Raw genomic sequence first — 15,537 nt, 5'->3', positions numbered from 1 at the left:
TCGTCTATTTTGTGAATTACTGATCAAAGTTTCGGTTCTACTTGTGAAGTAGTGAGCAAATTAACAGTTTCAACCGAAAATGGAGGATAAAGCATGAGTGAATTGGTATTAGCCCGTATTCAATTTGCATCAACAACGTTGTTTCACTTCTTGTTTGTGCCGATGTCTATCGGGCTTGTGTTTATGGTTGCGTTGATGGAGACTCTTTATCTTGTGAAGAAAAATGAGCTGTACCTCAAAATGGCAAAGTTTTGGGGGCACTTATTCTTAATAAATTTCGCAGTCGGTGTCGTAACGGGGATTTTGCAAGAATTCCAGTTTGGATTAAACTGGTCTGATTACTCCAGATTTGTCGGAGATGTATTTGGCGCTCCGCTTGCGATTGAAGCATTATTGGCGTTTTTCATGGAATCTATTTTTATCGGATTATGGATTTTCGGCTGGGACCGCCTGCCGAAAAAAATTCACGCTCTCTGCATTTGGCTCGTGTCATTCGGAACGATTATGTCGTCTTTCTGGATTTTAACAGCGAACTCCTTTATGCAGGAGCCGGTCGGCTTTACGATCAAAAACGGCCGCGCAGAGATGAATGACTTTGGCGCGCTGATTACAAACCCTCAGCTTTGGGTTGAATTCCCGCACGTCATTTTCGGTGCGCTCGCCACTGGGGCTTTCTTTATCGCCGGAGTGAGTGCTTTTAAACTATTGAAGAAAAAAGAAGTGCCGTTCTTTAAACAATCTTTTAAACTCGCAATGATCGTCGGCCTTTGTGCCGGTCTTGGCGTCGGCCTTAGCGGACACATGCAGGCTGAGCATTTGATGGAATCACAGCCGATGAAAATGGCTGCCAGTGAAGGCCTTTGGGAAGACAGCGGCGACCCTGCTGCTTGGACGGCTTTTGCCACAATCGATACAAAAAATGAAAAAAGCTCAAATGAAATCAAAGTTCCTTATGCCTTGAGCTACCTGGCATATCAAAAATTCAGCGGAAGTGTCAAAGGGATGAAAACACTTCAGGCTGAGTACGAAAAAATATACGGAAAAGGCGACTACATTCCGCCTGTCAAAACGACGTTCTGGAGCTTCCGCATCATGGTAGGAGCAGGTGTTGTCATGATTCTTGCTGCGCTAGGCGGCCTTTGGCTAAACCGCCGCAATAAGCTTGAAAACAGCAAATGGTATTTGCGCATCATGATCGCTTTGATTTCCTTCCCGTTTATCGCGAACTCTGCGGGCTGGATTATGACAGAAATCGGGCGTCAGCCTTGGACGGTTATGGGCTTGATGACTACGGCTCAATCCGTGTCGCCTAACGTAACGGCGGGCTCCCTGCTATTTTCAATCATCGCCTTCGGAGTGATGTACTTGATTCTGGGTGTGCTGCTTGTCTTCTTGTTCATCCGTGAGATTAAAAAAGGTGCAGAGCATGATGAGCATCATGATGTGCCTGTATCAACAGATCCATTTAGTCAGGAGGTATACCATGGCATCTCTTCATGATCTTTGGTTTATACTCGTTGCTGTATTGTTTGTAGGATTCTTCTTTTTGGAAGGTTTTGATTTCGGGGTCGGCATGGCGACCCGTTTTCTTGGCCATAATGAATTAGAACGCAGAGTGCTGATCAACACGATCGGACCGTTTTGGGACGCGAATGAAGTATGGCTTTTGACTGGTGCAGGCGCCATTTTCGCTGCATTTCCGAACTGGTATGCAACGATGCTGAGCGGTTATTACATTCCGTTTGTCATTGTGCTGCTTGCGTTAATGGGCCGCGGGGTCGCGTTTGAGTTCCGTGGCAAGGTCGATCATTTGAAATGGGTAAAGGTTTGGGACTGGGTCGTTTTCTTCGGCAGTCTGATTCCTCCGTTTGTACTTGGCGTGCTGTTCACGACATTATTCCGCGGGATGCCGATTGATGCCGATATGAACATTCACGCACATGTATCCGATTATATCAATGTATACTCTGTACTTGGCGGTGTGACTGTAACACTTCTTTGCTTCCAGCATGGATTAATGTTTATCACGCTGCGTACGATTGGTGATTTGCAAAACCGCGCCCGGAAAATGGCACAAAAGATAATGGGTGTTGTTTTTGTAGCGGTTCTTGCCTTCGCGGCCCTTTCTGCCTATCAGACAGACATGTTTACACGCCGCGGCGAGATTACCATTCCGCTTGTTGTTTTGATTGTCATCTGCTTTATGCTTGCTGCTGTATTTATCCGTAAGAAAAAAGACGGCTGGACATTCGGAATGACAGGCACGGGGCTGGCGCTGACTGTAGGGATGATCTTTATTTCATTATTCCCTCGGGTGATGGTCAGCTCGATTCAAAGCGCGTACGATTTAACAGTAGCTAACGCTTCTTCCGGTGATTATTCGCTTAAAGTCATGTCAATTGCAGCATTAACCCTATTGCCGTTTGTAATCGGCAGCCAGATCTGGAGCTATTATGTCTTCCGGAAGCGCGTCAGCCATAAGGAGCCTATGACTTATTAATGGGAAAAGACCTGTTTCGATATAAAGGAATGAAGCGGATTCTCACCGTGATTACTTGTTTAACGCTGATTCAGACAGCCGCCATTATTATGCAGGCAGAGTGGCTGAGTGAAGCCGTAACCGGGCTGTTCAACGGGAAGAGCATTGCCTCCCTGTTTCCGGTGATCGGCTTTTTCCTCATCGCTTTTGTCGCCCGGCACGGGGTGACGGTGGCGCGCCAGAAAATCGTCTATCAATATGCTGCACGGACAGGAGCAGATTTGAGAAAGAGTTTTCTTGATCAGCTGTTCCGGTTAGGCCCCCGCTTTGCAAAGAAAGAGGGGACAGGGCAAATGGTGACGCTGGCAATGGAAGGCATCAGTCAGTTCCGCCGCTACCTGGAGCTGTTTCTGCCGAAAATGGTCAGCATGGCGATTGTGCCTGCGGCGGTTGTCATTTATGTATTTTTTCAGGATCGCACATCAGCCATCATTTTAGTCGCTGCTATGCCGATTCTGATTATTTTTATGATTCTCCTCGGCCTTGTCGCGCAGAGAAAAGCGGATCGTCAGTGGAAATCCTATCAGAGACTTTCCAATCATTTTGTTGATTCTCTTCGAGGGCTGGAGACATTGCGTTTCTTAGGTTTGAGCAAGTCACACAGCAAAAATATTTTCTACGTTAGTGAACGGTATCGCAAAGCAACGATGAGTACGCTTCGGGTGGCATTTTTATCTTCATTTGCCCTCGATTTTTTCACGATGCTGTCGGTGGCGACAGTTGCAGTGTTTCTTGGCCTGCGCCTCATTGACGGCGATATTTTGCTTGGGCCCGCTTTAACGGCACTTATTCTCGCACCTGAGTATTTTCTGCCGGTGCGGGAGGTGGGAAATGATTATCATGCAACGCTAAACGGGCAGGAAGCAGGCAAAACCATTCAACAGATTTTGTCGCAGCCTGGTTTTAAAGAAGAGGCGCCGCTTCAGCTTGGGACGTGGTCCGAACAGGATGAGCTGAAGCTGTCAGGTGTGTCAGTCGGCCGGTCGGTGTCCGATATTGACCTGTCATTCAAAGGCAAGAAAAAAATCGGCATCATCGGTGCAAGCGGTGCCGGAAAATCAACATTAATTGATATCCTCGGCGGTTTTTTGGAGACGGATGGCGGTATGATCGAGGTCAATGGGTCACGCCGGTCCCATTTGCAGGACGGCAGCTGGCAGAAAAACCTCCTCTACATCCCGCAGCATCCGTACATTTTTGATGATACGCTGGCGAATAACATTCGCTTCTACCACCCAAGCGCTTCGGCCGAGGATACAGCCCTCGCAGCTGCAGCGGCGGGACTGACGGAGCTGGTGGACAAACTTCCGGACGGATTAGAGGGCCGGATCGGGGAAGGCGGCCGGGCGCTCAGCGGCGGCCAGGCTCAGCGTGTCGCGCTGGCTCGCGCCTTTTTGGGTAACCGTCCGATTCTGCTGCTGGATGAGCCGACTGCCCATCTTGATATCGAAACAGAATATGAAATAAAAGAAACGATGCTGGATTTATTTGAGGATAAGCTCGTCTTTCTCGCGACTCACCGCCTTCACTGGATGCTCGATATGGACGAAATTATCGTGCTGGACGGAGGCAGGGTTGCGGAAGTCGGGACTCACGATGAATTGCTGGCGACAAACGGTGTGTACACCAAACTCGTGAAGGCACAACTGGGGGAAAGAGCATGAAGAAAGAAGAATGGATTCTGCCGTATATCAAGCAAAATGCCCGCCTGTTCGTTCTGGTTATCTTTTTGGGCGCGGTGACAATTTTTTCTGCTGCTTTTCTCATGTTCACCTCAGGGTTTTTGATCTCCAAGGCGGCGACAAGGCCGGAAAACATCCTGCTTATTTATGTGCCGATTGTCGCTGTGCGCACCTTTGGGATCGCGCGGTCTGTGTCACGATATGTGGAACGCCTCGTCGGCCATCACATCATTTTGAAAATCGTGTCCGACATGCGCGTCCGCCTTTACAACATGCTTGAGCCGGGTGCCTTGATGCTGCGTTCCCGTTTTCGCACGGGGGATATGCTCGGCATTTTGTCTGAGGATATTGAGCATTTGCAGGATGCCTTCTTAAAAACGATTTTTCCTGCGATCTCAGCCTTGCTCCTGTATGCTGTTTCAGTGATTGCGCTTGGGTTCTTCTCTTGGCCGTTTGCCATATTGCTTGTGCTTTATTTGTTTGTTCTTGTTGTGCTGTTTCCGGTAGTGTCTTTGCTCGTGACAAGAGCGAAGAATGCGAAGCTGAAAAGCGGGCGGAATGTGCTGTACAGCCGCTTGACAGATGCTGTGATGGGTGTCAGCGACTGGATGTTCAGCAGACGCCGGCATGCGTTTATTGATTCCTATGAAAAAGAGGAACATGATTGGTTTGAGCTTGAGCGGAAAAAACAACGCTTTACAAGATGGCGGGACTTTGCCGCGCAATGCCTTGTCGCCGGTCTTATTTTGCTGATGCTATTTTGGACGGCAGGTCAGCATACAGACGGTGAACTGTCCAAAACGATGATTGCGGCTTTTGTGCTTGTGGTGTTCCCGCTGACGGAAGCCTTTCTGCCGCTTTCTGATGCCTTGGGTGAAGTGCCCGGCTATCAGGATTCCATCAGACGCATGAACAAAGTGGCTCCTCAGCCGGAGGCGTCACAAACAGAATCAGCGGCTGAAACGCTCGATCTCCAAGATGTCACACTGTCCTTTCGTGATGTGACGTTTTCTTATGATGACAGCAGCCAAGTGCTGCACAACTTCTCCTTTACGCTGCGCCAAGGAGAAAAAATGGCGCTGCTCGGCCGGAGCGGGTCTGGGAAATCAACGTCGCTTGCATTAATCGAGGGCGCCTTAAAACCGGACTCAGGAACAGTGACGTTAAACGGAGTGGAGACAGCGCTGTTAAAGGATCAGATTGCTGATGCGGTGGCCGTGTTAAATCAAAAACCGCACCTCTTTGATACAAGCATTCTAAACAACATCAGGCTTGGAAACGGAGAAGCAAGCGACGAGGATGTGCGCCGTGCCGCAAAACAGGTGAAGCTGCATGACTACATCGAGTCACTGCCTGACGGATATCATACTTCTGTTCAGGAAACCGGCATTCGGTTCTCCGGTGGAGAGCGGCAGCGGATCGCACTCGCCCGGATTTTGCTGCAGGATACGCCGATCATCATTCTCGATGAGCCGACAGTCGGTCTCGACCCCATCACCGAACGCGAGCTGATGGAAACGGTGTTTGAAGTGCTGAAAGGAAAAACGATTCTATGGATTACGCACCACCTCGCTGGAGTGGAAGCGGCCGATAAAATCGTGTTTCTCGAAAACGGAAAAACGGAAATGGAAGGAACGCATAAGGAACTGCTGGCGGCAAATGAACGGTATCGCCGCCTGTATCATCTTGACGTTCCTGTAAAATAGAAGACAGCCCATGAGGCTGTCTTTCAGCGTGTCGACAAACCCTCGCATTCGTTGTCAGTCCTGCGCGTTGGTGCTCACGAATTATAACATTCGCTCCGCTCCAATGCTCGACCTTCCTAGACTTCAAGGGTTTTCAATCACGCTGAAAAGATGACAAAATCCTAAAACAAAAACCGTTTTAGGATTTTGTCAACAATCTGGAAGACAGCCCCTGAGGCTGTCATTTTTTTGTTTGAAATAAAGAAGATACAGGAAAAATAGGAAGAGAAAACAGAGGAGGGATAGAGATGAATGTGCCAATTTGGACGGAAGAGCATGTGAGGGCCTCGCTCCCTGAAAGAGATGCGGAGAGCCATAAAGGAACGTATGGTACGGCTTTGCTGCTGGCGGGAAGCGACGACATGCCGGGCGCAGCGCTTCTTGCGGGGCTGGGGGCGATGCGGAGCGGTCTCGGAAAGCTTGTCATCGGCACGTCTGAAAGCGTGATCCCGCTGATTGTTCCTGTTTTGCCCGAGGCGACCTATTGGCGTGACGGCTGGATAAAAGCAGCGGCCTCTCAGCTTGAAGAGACGTACCGGGCCATCGCCATCGGATCAGGGCTTCCGCAAACTGAAAGCGTACAGCAGGCAGTTGATCATGTGCTTGCGGCGGATTGCCCCGTTATTTTGGATGCCGGAGCGCTGGCGAAGCGCACGTATCCGAAACGGGAGGCGCCCGTCATCCTCACTCCGCACCCGGGCGAGTTTTCCCGCATGACAGGGGTGCCGGTGAAAGAATTACAAAACAAAAGAGCGGAATACGCAAAGGAATGGGCGGCTCAGCTTCAGGCTGTCATTGTGTTAAAAGGAAATCAAACCGTTATCGCGTTTCCCGATGGTGATTGCTGGCGCAACCCAACCGGAAACGGGGCACTCGCCAAGGGCGGCACCGGTGACACGCTGACCGGCATGATATTAGGCATGCTCTGCTGCCATAAAAATCCGAAGCATGCCATATTAAACGCGGTTTATCTGCACGGTGCGTGCGCCGAGCTCTGGACGGACGAGCACTCCGCCCATACGCTGCTTGCTCACGAGCTTTCTGACATGCTGCCTCGCGTGTGGAAGCGATTTGAATGATAAAAAGCTGTCTTCATAGAGAAGACAGCTTTTCTTGATAACCCGCTCTTTTTTTCAGACGCGGTTTCATCAATACATAATAAAGAACAGAAGGAACGGCCAAGCCGACAATCCATGCGATGTCTCCGCCGCCAAACATTTTGGCCAGCGGTCCGATGTAAAAGGATGTATTGATAAACGGGATTTCCAGCAAGATGGACAGAACGAACGCAATCGTGGTGATCCAATTGACTTTTCCGTACGGCCCGTTCACATCGAACATGGCTTTGACTTGATACTTTCCGTGGCGGACGAAGTAGTAATCGACTAGATTGATTGCCGTCCACGGAATTAAGAAATAACTGATGAAAAAGATAAAATTCAAAAACAGCTCCATAAAATTGCTTTGCCCGAGAAGGCTTAAGACTGTGCCGACGAGCGTGACGCCAAGGATCATGATGATTCTGACTTTGGGCGTGACCTTTAATTTCAGAAACGGCTCAAGCGTTGTTGTCGTGGACATGAAAGCCCCATACAGGTTAAAGACATTGATCGCCATTTGCCCAAATAACACAATGATCAGCATAATGAACGAGAAGGGGCCGAACAATTGGACAATCTGGCTGCCTGAGTTTGCCGTAAAGTCAGGAAGTGCCGTCGTCAGCAAAGCGCCGAGCAGCATCATCCAGATGGAGCTGACAGATGTACCTGCATAGCTGTACCAAAACGTTTTGGACGCCGGTGTTTGAACTGGCAGATATCTTGAATAATCGGCAACATACGGCGCATAGGCCAGCTGCCACGTCGCGACAGCGCTGACCGCCACCAAGAAAATTGGCAGATCAACCGCTCCGGGAATCCAGCTGCCTGCCGGAATCGGCAATTGAAAAATGAGTATCGTTGCAGCAAAAAATACAGCAAAAGAGGTCCAAGAAAGGATTTTTTGCATTTTGTGAATCAAATCATGGCCGAAAATGGTGAGTAAAAAACATACGGCGCTTAAGCCTATAATGCTCCATGATCCCGGGATGGGAACAAAGCTGCTTAAGGTTCCAGCCGCCAGAATCGTACTGCTTGCGAAGAAACCAAGGTAGATAAACATGACTAGGAAGAGGGGAAGAATCGCTCCGATTACGCCGAATTGGGCACGGCTTTGAATCATTTGCGGGATGCCAAGCTGAGGGCCTTGCGCGGAATGAGACGCCATAAATATGGCACCGATTAAGGTTCCGCAAATAATAGCGGCAACACTCCAAAACAGATTAAGTCCCATTGCAACGGGAATCGTGCCAGTCACTAACGTGGTGATATGCATATTAGCCCCGAACCATACGGGAAATAAATCTTTCGCTTTACCATGTCTTTCTTCATTCGGAATATATTCAATCGTTCGCCTTTCTACTTTCAATGCATCGTCCTCCATATTGGATGTTTTTTTAAAATCGACATAAAGTCATAGCTTAACAGACTATGAGGGGGTTTACAAATGAGGATGTGCAGCCAAACGGTCGGGAAGCCTGATCTGTCAATGGCTGAAAAGAATTGTAAAAAAGCTGAACGCTTTTGAATCCGGTGTCGTCTTATAAGGCAGAAAAACAAAAAAAGGGGGGATCGCGGCCATTGGATACACATGAAGAACAGCAGCTGATTCAGCAGGCGAAAGAGGGAAACGACGAGGCGTTTACAGCCCTTTTCCACTATCATTATTCTTTTTTATATAAATACTTGTTAAAACTTTCCCTTCATCCTGACCTCAGCGAGGAGCTTGTTCAGGAAACCTTTCTGAAAGGGTACATTCATTTAAGAAGCTTCCAAGGCCGTTCCAAATTCTCCACGTGGCTGATTTCTATAGCATCCAGGCTCTATCTCGATCACCAGAAAAAGAGAAAGAGAGAATGGAAACGGAATCAGGCAGTTACGGAGGAAACAATCCGCAAGATCAAGTGGGACGTGTCAGTGAAAGGGGGAGAATGGAGCGAAACGCTGGATATGTTTTCAAAGCTGGATCCTAAATTGCGCACGCCAGTTTTATTAAGGCATTACTACGGCTATACCTACGCCGAAATCGGGCTGATGCTGCAGATCAAGGAAGGCACGGTGAAGTCCAGAGTTCATAAAGGGCTCCAGCAAATCAGAAAGGAGTGGAACGATGAATAAAGAAAAGCTTTCAATTCATTTCAAATCAGAATTGCAGAAAATTGATCAAACAGCCAATCCCTCTATACCAGATCAAAAAGAACTGCTTTACCAGCTGTTACAAATGAAAGCTGAACGCAGAAAAAAACTGATGAAAGAGATCATCTTATTTGTATTCTGTGCGCTGATGGTTGTGAGTGCGGCAATCCTGGCATTCACTCAAGCTCCCGCTGTGTTTATCGTGCTTCAGGTTTGTGTGCTTGCTGTTTTGCCGATTTTGATTGCGGCTGAGAAAAAAAGACATCTCGGTGAATGCGAGGTGGAGCGCCGATGACACAAACAGAAATTGTCATCATGGTTGCGGCTTATCTCATCGTATTGGCACAGGGGATCTTTTTATTTATTGATGCGAAAAAACGTAATCGCATGGCATGGGTATGGGGGATTGTCGGATTGATTCAAGCACCGATGCCTCTGATTTGTTATTACTTTTTTGTCATTAGGCCGGACCGGAAGAAAAGGGGGATCAAGCAATGAATATTTCTTGGGAAATGATTTTGCCGCTGATTGTATTGCAGCTTGTGCTGGCGGTGTTCGCTCTCATCAGCTGTATAAAGGAAGAGCGGACAAACGGGCCAAAGTGGATGTGGGCTGCAATCATTGTATGTATCAATATTATCGGGCCGATTTTATTTTTTACCGTCGGCAGAAAGCAAAGGTGAGCGGGCATGCTGTCTATTGAGTCATTATGTAAATCGTATCGGCATCATCGGGCTGTAAAGAATGTCAGTTTTCACGTGAATGAAAACGAGTGTGTCGCACTATTAGGCCCTAATGGAGCCGGTAAAACCACAACGCTGCAAATGCTGGCCGGGCTGCTTTCGCCAACCTCTGGAACCATCAAGCTGTTAGGGGAGAAAAAGCCGGACCGGCATTTGATTGGGTACCTCCCGCAGTATCCTGCTTTTTATTCATGGATGACCGCAAACGAATTTTTAACATTTGCCGGAAGACTGTCCGGTCTTTCGAAGAAAAAATGCCAAGAGGAAATCGGCGGGATGCTGGAATTTGTCGGCTTGCAGGAATCCGCGCACAAAAGGATCGGCGGCTTTTCAGGCGGCATGAAGCAAAGACTTGGTCTGGCACAGGCCCTGCTCCATAAACCGAAGCTTTTGATATTGGATGAACCGGTTTCTGCACTTGATCCGTCAGGACGGTTCGAGGTGCTGGACGTGATGCGGGAGCTGAAGAAGCATATGGCTGTTCTGTTCTCTACACACGTTTTGCACGATGCGGAGCAGGTGTGTGATCAGGTGGTGATCATGAAAAACGGAGAGGTTTCATGGAAAGGGGCGTTACAGCAGCTGAAAAAACAGCATCAAACAAACGTTTTCACCCTTACTGTAAAAGAGAAACTGAAGGGCTGGCTTGAAGAGAAGCCTTACGTATCAGCTATTGTCTATATGAATCCGTCCCAAGCTGTTTTCGAACTGCCAGATATACAAGCTGGCCGGACATTGTTGAGTGATTGTATCCGAACGGGATTGACCGTCACCCGTTTTGAACAGAAAACGGAGTCTCTTGAAGACGTCTATCTAAAGGTGGTGCACGCATGAAGGTGATGATGACGTTATTGCAGAAAGAATGGCTGGAAGGGTGGAAAAGCGGCAAGCTGATCTGGCTGCCGATTGCGATGATGATCGTAGGGCTCACACAGCCGCTGACCATTTATTATATGCCAGAAATCATTGAACACGGAGGAAACCTTCCTGACGGCATGAAAATCAGTTTTACGATGCCTTCCGGGTCTGAAGTGATGGTCAGCACGCTTTCCCAATTTAACACGCTTGGCATGGCTCTGATCATTTTCAGCGTTATGGGCAGCGTAGCGAATGAAAGAAATCAAGGCGTAACGTCGCTGATCATGTCGCGGCCTGTGACGGCAGCCCATTATATCGTGAGCAAATGGCTCACCCAAAGCATGATCGGCATTGCGTCGTTTGCAGCTGGATACGGGCTTGCTTATTATTACGTCCGGCTGCTGTTTGAGGATGCATCATTCAGCCGTTTTGCCGGAAGCCTTGGCCTCTACGCTCTTTGGATCATGTTTATTGTGACAGCCGGCCTTGCCGGAAGTACGATGTTTCGGTCTCTCGGAGCAGCCGCGGCTTCCGGGATCGGGCTGACAGCTGCCGTTTCCTTTGCTGTATCGCTATTTCCTGATGGTGCGAAATGGCTTCCGGCTGCGCTTTGCAAGCAGGCGGAGCATATCCTTCTTCATGGAGAGAGAGCGGATTTCTTCGGATGGTCGCTCACATTCTCCATTTTGTGCATCATGCTTCTGGCCATGTTTTCTGTGTGGCGCTTCCGGCGGTATGAAAGCTATTAATTGATCATGTTGCGTTTTTGCGCGAGCATCACAAGAAAGGCGGCAAATGCCAGTAACCCGGCTCCATAAAAAACCTCCGCAAGCCCGAAAAGCTGTGCGGTTTTTCCGGCAAGAAGGGGTCCGAGGAAGATGCCCAGCGCATAAAACGATTGATAAAACCCCATCACTGACATTTTCAAACGGGCAGAACTGATATCGACGACCCGGCTTAGCAGCAAAGGAAATACGAAACCGAGCGCCAGACCGATGCAGGCGTGTGTGATGCAAACCGTGAACAATGTAGCTGAAAAAGGAACGAATAGAAAACAGACTCCGGTGACAGCAAAACTGATGAGCATCACGAAGTAAGCAATTCGGCTTGTGAAGCGCAGAAACACAAAGCTTAGTGTGGCGGCTGCGTGAGGGAGGAAAAAAGCGCTCATCACCCAAAGCAGCTCCGCGTCACCCATTCCGAGCTGATTAATGAAAAGCGGCGTAAATCCAAACACTGTCATAAATAACACCGCATGAGCTGTCATAGAGAGGATGGTGAAAAGCTTCAGCTTCGGCAGCCGCAATGTGTCTTTGATGTATTGCGGCACACGAATTGTGTCGCGGTTCACTGGAGGAGCCGACGGGTCTTTAATAAAGCAGCAGATCACCAGACCGGCGGCCGAGGCTGCCAGCGCCATCCAAAACGGGACCTGCCTGCCTAAATGGGCTGCCGCAAGCCCGCAGAACACAATGCTGACAAACTGAGGCATGACGGTGAAAAACTGCATGATGCCCATTGCTTTTGACGCATTGCTATTGTTGAAATAGTGCGCGTATAAAATGGTCGCCATTACCCACATAGAAGCGGTTATCCCCGCAAACAGCCGCGCGGCCAGCACGAAGAAGAAAGAGTCAAACATCAGAAAAAGCAGGCTGCTGAGGACGGAAAACCCAAACCCGGCAATTAACAATTGCTTGCGCAGAGAAAACAGGATGTCTGACAGAAGGCCGAGCGGGAATCGCAGAAGGATTTGCGTGACCCCGTAGCTGCCGAGGATGATGCCGATTGCGCCGTATGAAAAGTGCAGATCCTCCAAATACAGGCTGAATACAGGAACATAAATATAGCCTGAAAACCAAAAACAAAATACCATGCATAAAAAAACGGCGTGATCTAAAGCGCCGATTGTTTTTTTCTGAGGAATCATATCCTGCTGTAATTCCATCGTTTCTCTCTCCCCCCTTTCCTTCCAGTACAACACAACTGCTGAAAGCGTTTCAATAGAAAAATAAAAAAACAGGACTTCAAAAAAGTCCTGTTCGCTGTTTTTAATACGGATCAGACGGATGGCTTTCCTGTTCAGCCTGTTTTGTAGCCTGTTCCGTTTCTGTTGTGCCGATCGGTCCGTTGCTGTTGTTCTCGGAGGCCTTTTTCAGTCCTTCTGCCACGCGTTTCCCGTAGTCCGGATCAGCTTTTGTGAAATTCTCAATCATCTGATCCTGGATTTCTTTGCGGCATGTAGAAAGCGTATTAACCAGGTTCGTGATCAATTCGTTCCGTTCAAATTCAGTAAATCTCCGGTACGTTTCTCCGGCCTGTCCGAAGTTGTTCGTTCTGTCGATCGCCTCGCGCTTTACATCGCCCTCGACATGCGGCGTATGATCTTTTCCATCCTGCTTCGCTTCTTTCAGCCCGCCCATAATGGAGGGCTCATAGTTGACGTGCGGATTTTGGCCTTCTGCTCTATCCACCCGATATTGCATTTGCCCGCCTTCCTGGTTGGTGGCGACATGCTTTTTCGGCGAATTGATCGGAAGCTGCAGGTAATTTGCTCCTACACGGTAGCGCTGCGTATCAGAGTAGGCAAACGTCCGCCCCTGGAGCAATTTATCATCTGAAAAATCAAGTCCGTCAACAAGCACTCCCGTTCCGAATGAAGCTTGCTCCACTTCCGCATGGTAGTTTTCCGGGTTTTTATTAAGCACCAATTTGCCGATCGGCTTCCATGGGAAATCGTCTTTATACCACAGCTTTGTCGGATCGAGCGGGTCAAAGTCCAGTTCGGGATGCTCATCATCGCTCATAATTTGGGCATACACTTCCCACTCCGGATAATCTCCATTTTCAATCGCTTCATACAAATCCTGTGTTGCATGGTTAAAGTTTTTCCCTTGAATCTCTTCCGCTTCCTTCTGTGTCAGGTTGCGGATGCCCTGCTTTGGTTCGAAATGGTATTTCACGAGAACGGCCTTGCCTTCCTCATTCACCCACTTATAGGCGTGTACGCCTGAACCCTGCATTTGCCGGTAGTTGGCCGGAATCCCCCAAGGCGAAAACAAGAAGGTGATCATATGTGTCGCTTCAGGAGACTGAGAGATGAAGTCGAAAATACGTTCACCATCTTGGATGTTGGTTACTGGATCAGGCTGAAATGCGTGCACCAGATCCGGAAATTTCAGCGGGTCGCGAATAAAAAAGATTTTCAGATTGTTCCCGACCAAATCCCAGTTTCCGTCGTCGGTATAAAGCTTAACGGCAAAACCGCGCGGGTCTCTCAATGTTTCAGGTGAGTGTTTTCCATGATTCACCGTAGAAAAACGGACAAATGCCGGTGTTTTCTTGCCTTTTTCCTGAAAGAGCTTAGCCCGGGTGTATTTTGAAATCGGTTCGTCTCCAAAGCTTCCGTACGCTTCAAAATACCCGTGTGCACCCGCTCCTCTGGCATGAACAACCCGCTCAGGAATGCGTTCACGGTCAAAGTGGCTGATTTTTTCGAGAAAATCATAGTTCTCAAGTGTTGTAGGCCCTCTATTCCCGACAGTTCTTACATTTTGGTTGTCAGTGACAGGGTGCCCCTGTCTGTTCGTTAAGGTATCCTCTGACTCGTTTTTCCCGGACGTCTTATGAGAAAGCGTATCCTCGCTGCTTTGGGCATTTGTTCCGTGATGTTTATTCTGATGATCATCATTCATTGGTTGACCCTCCTTTATTAACGGTAACAATATTCCCTGAATGGAAAGATTTTAAAACAGCCGTTTTTTTTCAGCTGCTTCGGGAATGGTACAATGTACAAAAATCGGTAAAAGGAGAGTTCGATTCGTGACGAGAGAAAAAAATCCGCTGCCCATCACGTTTTACCAAAAAACCGCTCTGGAGCTTGCCCCGTCGCTTCTTGGCTGCCTTCTGGTAAAAGAAACAGATGAAGGCACAGCGTCAGGCTATATTGTGGAAACAGAGGCCTATATGGGCGCCGGAGACAGAGCGGCCCACAGCTTTAACAACCGCCGGACGAAGCGGACTGAGATTATGTTTGCGGAAGCCGGACGAGTGTATACATACGTGATGCACACCCATACGTTGCTGAATGTCGTTGCCGCAGAAGTGGATGTTCCGCAAGCGGTATTAATCAGGGCGATTGAGCCTCATGAAGGCCAGCTGTTAATGGAGGAGAGAAGGCCGGGCCGGCGTCCGAGGGAATGGACAAACGGGCCCGGAAAGCTGACGAAAGCGCTTGGCGTCACGATGAATGACTATGGACGCTGGATCACGGAACAGCCGCTTTACATTGAAAGCGGGTACACACCGGAAGAGATTTCTACCGGCCCGCGCATCGGCATTGACAACAGCGGAGAGGCGCGCGATTATCCGTGGCGTTTCTGGGTGACGGGAAACAGGTACGTGTCACGTTAGCATGTTTAAGCAAAAGGCAATCAGGGGAATGGTTGAGAAAAAGAAGGGAGAATCGGAGCTTTGAAAAAGATGATCAAAACCGTTATCAAATGGGCGCCGGTCATTTACCCGATTGTTCGAAAAATCATGAAGGATCGCAAGGCGTCTAAACAAAAGAACATGTCCGCTTCCCGAACAGCCGGCTGAATCCGGCTGTTTTTTTATGGGTCAGTTTTCCCTCTTGTCCCTCCGATGTTCATTGACTTGCCATTCGCCCCATTATAGAATTTATATACATTTCGCATTCCTTCATCATCCTTTCTGCCTATTCACTTTATCCCTGCA

At 48.7% G+C, this 15,537-nt stretch carries 16 protein-coding genes; 13 read left to right on the top strand and 3 right to left on the bottom strand.

Annotated elements, in window-relative coordinates; all coding sequences use genetic code 11:
- Positions 1–93 precede the first annotated feature (93 nt).
- The 5 genes from cydA to BSI_RS17960 all read left to right on the top strand — a co-directional run bounded on the left by cydA (position 94) and on the right by BSI_RS17960 (position 7,045).
- Positions 94–1,500: a cytochrome ubiquinol oxidase subunit I gene (cydA, locus tag BSI_RS17940; protein ID WP_003236155.1), complete on the top strand. Its 1,407-nt coding sequence runs from the start codon at positions 94–96 to the stop codon at positions 1,498–1,500.
- Positions 1,484–2,500, top strand: coding sequence for a cytochrome d ubiquinol oxidase subunit II (cydB, locus tag BSI_RS17945; protein WP_003236153.1), 1,017 nt, complete (start codon positions 1,484–1,486; stop codon positions 2,498–2,500). Before cydA ends, cydB begins: the two co-directional genes overlap by 17 nt.
- The gene (cydD, locus tag BSI_RS17950; protein ID WP_003236151.1) at positions 2,500–4,203 is read left to right on the top strand and encodes a thiol reductant ABC exporter subunit CydD; all 1,704 of its coding nucleotides are present in this window, start codon (positions 2,500–2,502) and stop codon (positions 4,201–4,203) included. Before cydB ends, cydD begins: the two co-directional genes overlap by 1 nt.
- Entirely contained in the window at positions 4,200–5,927 is a 1,728-nt protein-coding gene (cydC, locus tag BSI_RS17955) for a thiol reductant ABC exporter subunit CydC (protein WP_003236149.1), read from the top strand. The genes cydD and cydC overlap by 4 nt, the downstream gene beginning before the upstream one ends.
- A 287-nt stretch (positions 5,928–6,214) precedes the next feature.
- On the top strand, positions 6,215–7,045 hold the full coding sequence (locus tag BSI_RS17960) for an NAD(P)H-hydrate dehydratase (protein ID WP_003236148.1): 831 nt from the start codon (positions 6,215–6,217) through the stop codon (positions 7,043–7,045).
- Between the two features lie 13 nt (positions 7,046–7,058).
- Here BSI_RS17960 and BSI_RS17965 read toward each other — a convergent pair whose 3' ends face one another.
- Positions 7,059–8,432 (bottom strand): cytosine permease, encoded by a 1,374-nt coding sequence (locus BSI_RS17965; RefSeq protein ID WP_003236143.1) that lies wholly within the window; start codon positions 8,430–8,432, stop codon positions 7,059–7,061.
- Between the two features lie 212 nt (positions 8,433–8,644).
- Here BSI_RS17965 and sigY point away from each other — a divergent pair, with 212 nt between their 5' ends.
- The 6 genes from sigY to BSI_RS17995 are packed head-to-tail and all read left to right on the top strand — an operon-like array spanning position 8,645 to position 11,549.
- Entirely contained in the window at positions 8,645–9,181 is a 537-nt protein-coding gene (gene sigY, locus BSI_RS17970; RefSeq protein ID WP_003236140.1) for an RNA polymerase sigma factor SigY, read from the top strand.
- The gene (locus BSI_RS17975; RefSeq protein ID WP_003236138.1) at positions 9,174–9,494 is read left to right on the top strand and encodes a YxlC family protein; all 321 of its coding nucleotides are present in this window, start codon (positions 9,174–9,176) and stop codon (positions 9,492–9,494) included. Before sigY ends, BSI_RS17975 begins: the two co-directional genes overlap by 8 nt.
- On the top strand, positions 9,491–9,697 hold the full coding sequence (yxlD, locus tag BSI_RS17980) for a sigma Y negative regulator YxlD (RefSeq protein ID WP_003236135.1): 207 nt from the start codon (positions 9,491–9,493) through the stop codon (positions 9,695–9,697). Before BSI_RS17975 ends, yxlD begins: the two co-directional genes overlap by 4 nt.
- Positions 9,694–9,882 carry a sigma Y negative regulator YxlE gene (gene yxlE, locus BSI_RS17985; protein ID WP_003218770.1) on the top strand — a complete coding sequence of 63 codons (189 nt, stop codon included), beginning with the start codon at positions 9,694–9,696 and terminating at the stop codon, positions 9,880–9,882. Before yxlD ends, yxlE begins: the two co-directional genes overlap by 4 nt.
- A gap of 6 nt (positions 9,883–9,888) precedes the next feature.
- Positions 9,889–10,776 (top strand): ABC transporter ATP-binding protein, encoded by an 888-nt coding sequence (locus BSI_RS17990; RefSeq protein ID WP_003236133.1) that lies wholly within the window; start codon positions 9,889–9,891, stop codon positions 10,774–10,776.
- Positions 10,773–11,549 (top strand): ABC transporter permease, encoded by a 777-nt coding sequence (locus BSI_RS17995; protein WP_003236131.1) that lies wholly within the window; start codon positions 10,773–10,775, stop codon positions 11,547–11,549. The genes BSI_RS17990 and BSI_RS17995 overlap by 4 nt, the downstream gene beginning before the upstream one ends.
- Here BSI_RS17995 and BSI_RS18000 read toward each other — a convergent pair.
- Entirely contained in the window at positions 11,546–12,748 is a 1,203-nt protein-coding gene (locus BSI_RS18000; RefSeq protein WP_003236129.1) for an MFS transporter, read from the bottom strand. The two genes, BSI_RS17995 and BSI_RS18000, sit on opposite strands and share 4 nt — an antisense overlap.
- A gap of 103 nt (positions 12,749–12,851) precedes the next feature.
- Positions 12,852–14,495, bottom strand: coding sequence for a catalase KatX (gene katX, locus BSI_RS18005; protein WP_003236127.1), 1,644 nt, complete (start codon positions 14,493–14,495; stop codon positions 12,852–12,854).
- A 127-nt stretch (positions 14,496–14,622) separates the two neighbouring features.
- Between katX and BSI_RS18010 the strand changes: the two genes are divergently transcribed.
- Complete coding sequence (locus tag BSI_RS18010) at positions 14,623–15,213, top strand: DNA-3-methyladenine glycosylase (RefSeq protein WP_003236124.1); 591 nt, start codon at positions 14,623–14,625, stop codon at positions 15,211–15,213.
- A 60-nt stretch (positions 15,214–15,273) separates the two neighbouring features.
- A complete protein-coding gene (gene yxzF / locus BSI_RS22625) occupies positions 15,274–15,399 on the top strand; it encodes a small protein YxzF (RefSeq protein ID WP_003218759.1) in 126 nt (41 codons plus the stop codon).
- The last annotated feature ends 138 nt before the right edge of the window (positions 15,400–15,537 follow it).

This window comes from Bacillus inaquosorum KCTC 13429, from assembly GCF_000332645.1.
Taxonomy (GTDB): domain Bacteria; phylum Bacillota; class Bacilli; order Bacillales; family Bacillaceae; genus Bacillus; species Bacillus inaquosorum.
The sequence above is the reverse complement of the archived record's forward strand: the minus strand, read 5'-3'. Positions and strand labels throughout refer to the sequence as shown.

Bases quoted from the DNA above. Each gene is read 5' to 3' on its own strand.
- cydA (WP_003236155.1), top strand. From the start codon at position 94: ATGAGTGAATTGGTATTAGCCCGTATTCAATTTGCATCAACAACGTTG.
- cydB (WP_003236153.1), top strand. From the start codon at position 1,484: ATGGCATCTCTTCATGATCTTTGGTTTATACTCGTTGCTGTATTGTTT.
- cydD (WP_003236151.1), top strand. From the start codon at position 2,500: ATGGGAAAAGACCTGTTTCGATATAAAGGAATGAAGCGGATTCTCACC.
- cydC (WP_003236149.1), top strand. From the start codon at position 4,200: ATGAAGAAAGAAGAATGGATTCTGCCGTATATCAAGCAAAATGCCCGC.
- BSI_RS17960 (WP_003236148.1), top strand. From the start codon at position 6,215: ATGAATGTGCCAATTTGGACGGAAGAGCATGTGAGGGCCTCGCTCCCT.
- BSI_RS17975 (WP_003236138.1), top strand. From the start codon at position 9,174: ATGAATAAAGAAAAGCTTTCAATTCATTTCAAATCAGAATTGCAGAAA.
- yxlD (WP_003236135.1), top strand. From the start codon at position 9,491: ATGACACAAACAGAAATTGTCATCATGGTTGCGGCTTATCTCATCGTA.
- yxlE (WP_003218770.1), top strand. From the start codon at position 9,694: ATGAATATTTCTTGGGAAATGATTTTGCCGCTGATTGTATTGCAGCTT.
- BSI_RS17990 (WP_003236133.1), top strand. From the start codon at position 9,889: ATGCTGTCTATTGAGTCATTATGTAAATCGTATCGGCATCATCGGGCT.
- BSI_RS17995 (WP_003236131.1), top strand. From the start codon at position 10,773: ATGAAGGTGATGATGACGTTATTGCAGAAAGAATGGCTGGAAGGGTGG.
- BSI_RS18000 (WP_003236129.1), bottom strand. From the start codon at position 12,748: ATGGAATTACAGCAGGATATGATTCCTCAGAAAAAAACAATCGGCGCT.
- katX (WP_003236127.1), bottom strand. From the start codon at position 14,495: ATGAATGATGATCATCAGAATAAACATCACGGAACAAATGCCCAAAGC.